Here is a 7,083-nt window from a genome sequence, read left to right as displayed (position 1 = left end):
GGCTTGCGGCCCTCCAGGCTCAGCCAGGCGCCGCGGGTCAGGCCGACCACGGTCCATAGCGCCACGATCACGTAGCCGATGATTCCTACGATCAGGGCGGCCCAGGCTCCGGTGGGGTGCACAGCCATCACTTCATTCACGCTGGCTAGGCGAGCCCCGCCTACGGCGGCCAGGGCGGCGAAGGGCAGCAGGATCAGGGCGGAGAGGGCCTCAAACAGCAAAAAAGCCCAGGGGGCGCGGCAAAAAGCAGCCCAGCCGTCTTCTACGGCCTGGAGCACGTGCAGTTGGCTGTCGCTGGAAGGGGTGAGGGCCATGATCAAGGGCATATGGTCCGGACGGTAGCTATGAAGACAGCAGGGCGCATCCCAGTTGTGGGGATTTGATGGAACTGGTTCTGCTGCGCTGGGTAATCAATAAGCTGATAAGCAATTCAAATTCTTCTCAGGATCTCGATGGATAGGGCCCAATCGGCACATCTTTCTTTCCTTGAAGAGCTACTAGGGCAACTATCGGGCCGCCAACGTCGACCGGGATCGACCCTCGAGCTAAGCGCCAGACGCGGCACGACCGCGGCGTCCAGTGCCCCCAACGGGGCTTTCACCGGCCTGCAGCTGGCTGCGATAGATCGGCAATCCTCCTTGGCCTCTGCACCGCTTACCCTTTCCCCAGCAGCGGAGTCCTCTCTGGAGCTTCGCAGTGAGCTACGTCGTTTTGATGGAGCCTCCAGCCTGGTGCATGAGCTTCTCGGCGCTGGCCTCGCGGCAGCGGAGCCGACCGTTTGCCGCTGCCCGGCTTGCTCCCAGCTGTTCGTCACCAGCACCAACGTTGCCTCCGGTGTAGGCGTGGCCGCGGCGGCTTTGGGCCTTGATCTCACTTTTAAGCTGCACAGCAACCCCTCGGCCAACCACCGGATCTACCTCGATTTCGATGGCTACTCGCTAGCCAGTTCCCAATGGGAGAACGGCCGGGCACTGCAGGTAGGGGGCTTCTACCAGGGAGGCTTCACCGATGTAACCCAGCAGGCGATTCAGGACATCTGGCGCCGGGTTGCCGAAGACTTCTCGCCCTTCAATATCGACGTCACCACTGAGGAACCAAACAGCGAAGACCTGAAGAAATCCGGCACCGGTGACACCCGCTGGGGAATCCGGGTGGCCATGACCACAAACACAAACCTCGTCACCCAAGCAACGATCTTCAATGCCGGCGATGGTGGTACCGCCTACCTGGGCAGCTTCAACTGGGCCACCGATGAAGTCTGTTTCGTGTTCAACGGTTACAACGGTACCGATGCCGCCTCGATCTACGCGGCGGCGGAAACCGTGAGCCATGAGGTGGGCCACAGCCTTGGCCTCAACCATGACGGCGGCAGCTACGGCAGCAATTCCAATTATTACGAAGGTGACAACCTCACCGGCGCTACTGGTTGGGGCTCGATCATGGGAGCCCCCTTCATCAATAACGACGAGAACGTCACCACCTGGAGTAAGGGTGACTACATAGGTGCCAACAACAAAGAAGACGATCTCGGCATCATCACCGGCAGCGTCAGCAACCTCTACGTCAATGGCAACGGTTTCACCTACCGGGTCGATGACTACGGCAACAGCGCCAGTACTGCGTACATCCTTAGTGGCATAGCCCCTAGCAGCTTCGGAATCATCGAGCGCAGCACGGATATCGACTGGTTTCGCTTCAGCACTGGCAGCGGCTCCATCTCCCTCAGCATTCGCAATGCCTGCAGGGTGTTCAGCCCCAATGGCGATGGGACCTTCAGCACCCAATACCTGGATGCCTTGGGGCCCAACCTCGACATCTCCGCCAAGATCTTCGACGCCAGCGGCGTTCTCGTCGGTAGCAGCAACCCCCTCGATCGGCTCGATGCCAGCTTCAGTCTGGCCCTCGCGGCTGGTGACTACTACCTCAGTGTCGAAGGGGTGGGCTTCGCTAACCCTCTCGCCAATCCGCCCAGTGGCTTCACCGACTACGCCAGTTTGGGTCAATACCTGATCAGTGGCACGTTGATCGAGCCGCCGCCGGGGCTGATCGTCACCCCCACAACCGGGCTCACCACCACGGAGTCGGCCGGCACGGCGAGCTTCAGCGTCGTACTCGCAACCGCCCCCACGGCCGATGTCAGCATCGCCATCGCCAGCAGCAACAGCAACGAGGGCACCCCCAATCCATCCACTCTCACCTTCACCAACGCCAACTGGAACATCGCCCAGATAGTGACGGTGATGGGAGTCGACGATGACGTCGTGATCGATGGCTCCCAGACCTATGAGATGAGCCTTACTAGCTCCTCCAGCGATTCCGCCTACCAAGGGCTCAGCAGCAGCGTCAGCCTCACCAACCTTGACAACGACCTGCCAATACTCAGCATCAGCGCACCCCAGACAGTGGTGGAGGGGCAGACCACCAGCGTGACCTACACGGTGAGCATGAGTGCGGCCAGCCCGTTGGCCGCGTCGGTGGCCTACGCCACAGCCAATGGCACTGCCACTGCGGGCTCGGACTACACAGCCAGCAGCGGCAGCCTCAGCTTCGCCGCCGGCGAAACCAGCAAAACCATCACCATCAATCTGCTCAACGACTCCCTCAACGAGTCCGACGAAACCTTCAGCCTCAGTCTCTCGGCGCCCACCAATGCCACCTTGGGCAGCCCCAGCAGCGTTATCACCACACTCACCGACACCCTGGTGGCGACGTCTTCGACGGTTTTGCCTACGGGCATCGAGAACCTGCGGCTCGACGGCACTGCGGCCATCAACGGCACGGGCAACACTGGCGCCAACGTGATCACGGGGAACAATGGCGCCAATGTGCTGAAGGGCGGCGGCGGCATCGACACCCTCACCGGCCTCGGTGACAGAGATACCTTCGATCTGAGTGGCCTCAGTAACTCAGCCAACCGCAGCACGATCACCGACTTCATCACTGGATCGGGAGGTGAGACGATCCAACTCTCCAACAGCCTCACCAGCCGCATCGGCACCACCCCACTCCTGGCCTTGGTCAACCAGGGAGTCCGAGTGACCCTGAACACCACCAACTCTGATGTGTTCTCCTTCAACTTCAACAACAACGAGGCCGATGTCAATCTGGCCAACAGCACCAACGGCTCCGCCCTGCTGGATGGGCTCAATGCCGCCAACGGCAGCGCCAACCTCAGCACCAGCAGCCTAGGTGGCAGCGGGTACATTGTTGCTTATGACAATGCCAATGCCTACATCTACCGCTTCAATGCTGGTGGAAATAATGCCGTGATCGCCAGCGAGATCGCCCTGATCGGCATCCTCGACAGCAGCAATCTGATCACGGTGGGTGCGCTGACGACCAGCAACTTCAGCCTCGTTTAGATCACTTCTGCTCAGGGGCGGCCCACCTCTGGGGGAGGTGGGCTTCATCTGGCTCACCTTTGGACGGGTTGCGAGCTCAGCGCAGCTCCCGCACCGCGGCCGCAACTGTTTCTATGGCCAGCGCGATCTCGGCATCGCTGCTGCCACGCCCCAGCCCAAAGCGGATCGCAGCGGCGGCTTCGGCGCGGCTGCGGCCCAAGGCCGCTAGCACGTGGGAGGGGGAGCCTTGGCTACAGGCCGAGCCACTGCTCACGGCGAGCTGCTGGCGTAGCAGCCGGTGCAGGCGCGTGCCATCCACCCCTTGCACCGTCACGTTCAGGTTGTGGGCTAGCCGCGGCGCTCCGGCGCCGTTGAGCTCTACGCCGTTGAGCTCGATGCCGCCGAGGGCTTTCAGCCCTGCCCAGAGCTGGTCTCGCAGGGTTCCTAGCCGCCCGGCCCGATCCTCCCGATCAGCCTCAGCTCGCAGCAGCGCCTCGCCTAGCCCCACCACCAGGGGCACCGGCAGGGTGCCGGCCCGGCGGCCGTCCTGCTGGCCGCCACCATGGAGCTGGGCAGCGAGCTTGAGCCCCGGGCGCACCAGCAGGGCCCCTATCCCCTTGGGTCCATAAAACTTGTGGCCACTGAGGCTGAGCAGGTCGATGCCCAGCTTGTCGATGGCAAGGGGGATGTGGCCGGCGGCCTGGGCCGCGTCCACGTGCAGCAGCACTCCCCGCTGCCGGCAGCGGGCCGCGATGGCGGCTAGGGGCTGGAGCACGCCGATTTCGTTGTTGGCGGCCATCACGCTCAGCAACAGCACGTCGTCGCCGAGGGCCACCTCCAGCTGGGCTAGATCCACCAGGCCATCGGGCTGGATGGGCACCAGGCTCACCGGAAACCCATGGCGGCCCAGATAGGCCAGAGGGTCGAGCACGGCCCGGTGTTCGCTCACCAGGCTCACCAGTCGCCGCCGGGGGTTGCCAGCTGCCAGGGCCGCTTCGCATACCCCCTTGAGAGCCAGGTTGTTGGCTTCGGTGGCGCCGCTGGTGAAGATCACGGTTTCGGCGCTGCTGCCCAACACACGGGCCAGCTGGCCCCGGGCCCGCTCCACGGCGGCGGCAGCTTCCAGGGCCGGGCGATAAAGGCGGTTGGCTGGATTGGCGCAGTGCTCGCTCCACCAGGGCGCCATCGCTGCCACCACCGCCGGATCGCAGGGAGTGGTGGCGTGGTGGTCGAGGTAGGCGAGCATGGGGTGCTTGCAGGCTTCCATGTTGCCAACCAGAACCCTATTGCTGGTGGCCCTTGCAGCAGCGCTGGCGCCACCCAGCTGGGCGGAGGGCGGCGGGGTGCGGCCAGAGGATGCCCGGCCGCCGGGACTGCTGCTGCTGCAGGAGCGCCCCGGCCTGGGCGGCAAGCAGGCGATTGGTATTTATGGGGCTGTAGCCGATGCCAAGACCCCCGGCCTGTGGCGCATCAAGCTCTGGGATGAGCAGCCCAACGACGTCAAGGTGCGCAGCGAAACCATCCGCTGCACCCCTTCGGCGCCGATGCGGGTTACTAGCGATGGCCCCAACCTCTACATCCGCGAGCTGAACCCGGGCGGAGCGATAACGACCGCCAATCGCATCGACCACCTGGTGTGGTGGGCCACCTGCTTCCCCGAGCAAGCCGGCAAGGATCCAGCTGGCCTGGGCCCCCTGGCCCGCCAGCTCGGCTACAGCGGCAGCCTGCGGGAATCCGAGCAGATCGTGCCTGGACGCTCCCGCTGAGCGCCTGCAGACTGATTCATGCCGACTGGATACCTGCAGAGTGGCCGCCATGAACCCAGATATGACTCCGGCCCAGGAACCTGAAGCGACGCCCGTGCGCTTGCTGCTGGTCGACGATGAACCCGGCCTGCGCACGGCGGTAAAGGCCTATCTGGAAGATGAGGGCTTTGCGGTGACCACCGCCAACGACGGTGAGGAGGGCTGGGCCGTGGCCCAGGAGATGCTGCCCGACGTCATCCTCAGCGACGTGATGATGCCGCGCCTCGATGGCTACGGCCTGCTCCAGAAGTTGCGGGCCGACGAGCGGCTGGGAGGCACGCCGGTGATCTTTCTCACCGCCAAGGGCATGACTGCTGATCGCGTCACCGGCTTCCAGGCCGGCTGCGACGACTACATCCCCAAACCTTTTGATCCTGACGAGCTGGTGGCCCGGGTCCACAACGTCGTCAAGCGCCAGCAGCGGCTGCTGGCGGAGGCGGCCCGCTTCGCCGATGCCGACATTGGCCAGCTGTCCAAGCAGATCACCGAGATTCGCTCCCTGCTCGCCACGGGCAGTGCCAAGAAGCCAGCCAGCGCGCCCGAGCATGTGTTCACGCCTCGGGAGGCCAGCGTGTTGCAGCTGGTGGCCGAGGGGATGATGAATAAGGAAATCGCCCGGCGGCTGGAAACCTCGATCCGCAACGTCGAGAAGTACGTCAGTCGGCTGTTCATCAAAACCGGCACCGCCAGCCGTACCGAACTGGTGCGCTATGCGCTCGAGCACGGGCTTGTTGACTGAAACAGTCTTGTTGACTGAAACAGGCTGGCTGGCGCCTGCCCTCAATGGCGGCTTCGCCTATAGGGATCGCATCGCCCCCAGGTCCGCCGGCCGGAGCGTCAGCGCTTTTTATGCCGGTTGCTATAGCCATTCAACGCCTACCGATTGGCTGCAGCGCCTCGCCGCCGGGGAGATCTCCAGGAACGGCCAGCAGCTCCAGGCCGATGGGGCCCTCGCAGCCGGAGATCGGCTGATCTGGCATCGGCCCCCCTGGCAGGAGGCGGCCGTGCCGGTGTTGCCCAGCCCCCTGTTCGACAACGGCGACCTGCTGGTGTTCAACAAGCCCAGCGGCCTGCCGGTGCTGCCGGCCGGTGGCTTCCTGGAGCACACCTTGCTGGCCCAGCTCCAGGACCGCTGGCCCGAGGCCCGGCCCGTGCACCGCCTGGGACGCTTCACCTCGGGCCTGCTGGTATGTGCTCGCAGCTCCACCAGCCGAGCCTGGCTAAGCGCCCTGCTGCGGGAGAGCACGGCGCAATGCCGCTGCACCAAGACCTACCGGGCCCTGCTCCAGCCCCCGGTCCCCGAGTCCCCTTTGCTGGCGCTGGAGCCCGACCAACAGCTCAGCCTCACCACGCCGATTGGTCGCTGTCCCCATACCCGGCTGGGCACCATATGGGCCGCGGCTCCGGCGGATCCGGTTGCCCTGCCGGCCCGAAGCGAATTGCGTCTGCTGGAGCGAGGCGAGCGGGCCTGGTTGGTGGAGGTCACGATCGCTACGGGGCGGCCCCACCAGATCCGCATCCACACCGCCGCCGCCGGGGCGCCCCTGCTGGGCGATCCGCTCTACGTCCCGGGCGGGTTGGCCGCCGAGCAGGCCCTGCCGGGGGATGGTGGTTACCACCTGCACGCCCACCGGCTGCGGTTGGTCTGCCCCGATGGCGACCTGCTTGCGCTGGAGGCGCCGTTGCCCGAGGCCCTGCGCGGAGCTGCTGATGGCTGAAGTTCAAGCTCCGGGCCTGCACCTGCGCCACTGGCCGGCCTGGCTGGCGCCCAGCGCCGCGGCTGAGCTGCTGGAGCGCCTGCAGCTCGAGGTGCCCTGGAAGCAGGAGGCGATCACGATTTACGGCCGCCGCCACCTGCTGCCGCGGCTCACCTGCTGGATGGCCGATCCCGGCTGCGGCTACAGCTACAGCGGCCTGGCCAACGCGATTGAGCCCTG

General features: G+C 65.0%; 5 protein-coding genes and 2 pseudogenes. 5 read left to right on the top strand and 2 right to left on the bottom strand.

Annotated features, from left to right (window positions below; all coding sequences use genetic code 11):
• A pseudogene (locus KBZ07_RS13945) lies at positions 1–314 on the bottom strand (hypothetical protein); the annotation flags it as partial.
• A 417-nt stretch (positions 315–731) separates the two neighbouring features.
• Between KBZ07_RS13945 and KBZ07_RS13940 the strand changes: the two are divergent.
• Positions 732–3,362, top strand: a complete 2,631-nt coding sequence (locus tag KBZ07_RS13940; protein ID WP_254932174.1) for a Calx-beta domain-containing protein — start codon at positions 732–734, stop codon at positions 3,360–3,362.
• A gap of 76 nt (positions 3,363–3,438) precedes the next feature.
• Here the strand turns inward: KBZ07_RS13940 and KBZ07_RS13935 are convergent, their stop codons facing one another.
• Entirely contained in the window at positions 3,439–4,587 is a 1,149-nt protein-coding gene (locus tag KBZ07_RS13935; protein ID WP_254932173.1) for a cysteine desulfurase family protein, read from the bottom strand.
• 19 nt (positions 4,588–4,606) lie between these two features.
• Here KBZ07_RS13935 and KBZ07_RS13930 point away from each other — a divergent pair, with 19 nt between their 5' ends.
• From KBZ07_RS13930 to KBZ07_RS13915, 4 genes and pseudogenes are all read left to right on the top strand, one after another.
• A complete protein-coding gene (locus KBZ07_RS13930) occupies positions 4,607–5,107 on the top strand; it encodes a hypothetical protein (protein ID WP_254932172.1) in 501 nt (166 codons plus the stop codon).
• A 49-nt stretch (positions 5,108–5,156) separates the two neighbouring features.
• Complete coding sequence (locus KBZ07_RS13925) at positions 5,157–5,885, top strand: response regulator transcription factor (RefSeq protein WP_396121898.1); 729 nt, start codon at positions 5,157–5,159, stop codon at positions 5,883–5,885.
• Positions 5,886–5,892: 7 nt separating this feature from the next.
• Positions 5,893–6,864 carry an RluA family pseudouridine synthase gene (locus tag KBZ07_RS13920; RefSeq protein WP_254932171.1) on the top strand — a complete coding sequence of 324 codons (972 nt, stop codon included), beginning with the start codon at positions 5,893–5,895 and terminating at the stop codon, positions 6,862–6,864.
• Positions 6,857–7,083 (top strand): annotated as a pseudogene (locus tag KBZ07_RS13915) (alpha-ketoglutarate-dependent dioxygenase AlkB); the annotation flags it as partial. The gene KBZ07_RS13920 and the pseudogene KBZ07_RS13915, both read left to right, overlap by 8 nt.

Source organism: Cyanobium sp. BA20m-14 (genome assembly GCF_024346295.1).
Note: the sequence above shows the minus strand (reverse complement) of the source record. Positions and strands in the feature narration are given on the sequence as shown.

What these genes read in the sequence shown, in the direction of transcription:
- KBZ07_RS13935 (WP_254932173.1), bottom strand. Translation starts at nt 4,587, where the DNA reads ATGCTCGCCTACCTCGACCACCACGCCACCACTCCCTGCGATCCGGCG.
- KBZ07_RS13930 (WP_254932172.1), top strand. Translation starts at nt 4,607, where the DNA reads ATGTTGCCAACCAGAACCCTATTGCTGGTGGCCCTTGCAGCAGCGCTG.
- KBZ07_RS13925 (WP_396121898.1), top strand. Translation starts at nt 5,157, where the DNA reads ATGAACCCAGATATGACTCCGGCCCAGGAACCTGAAGCGACGCCCGTG.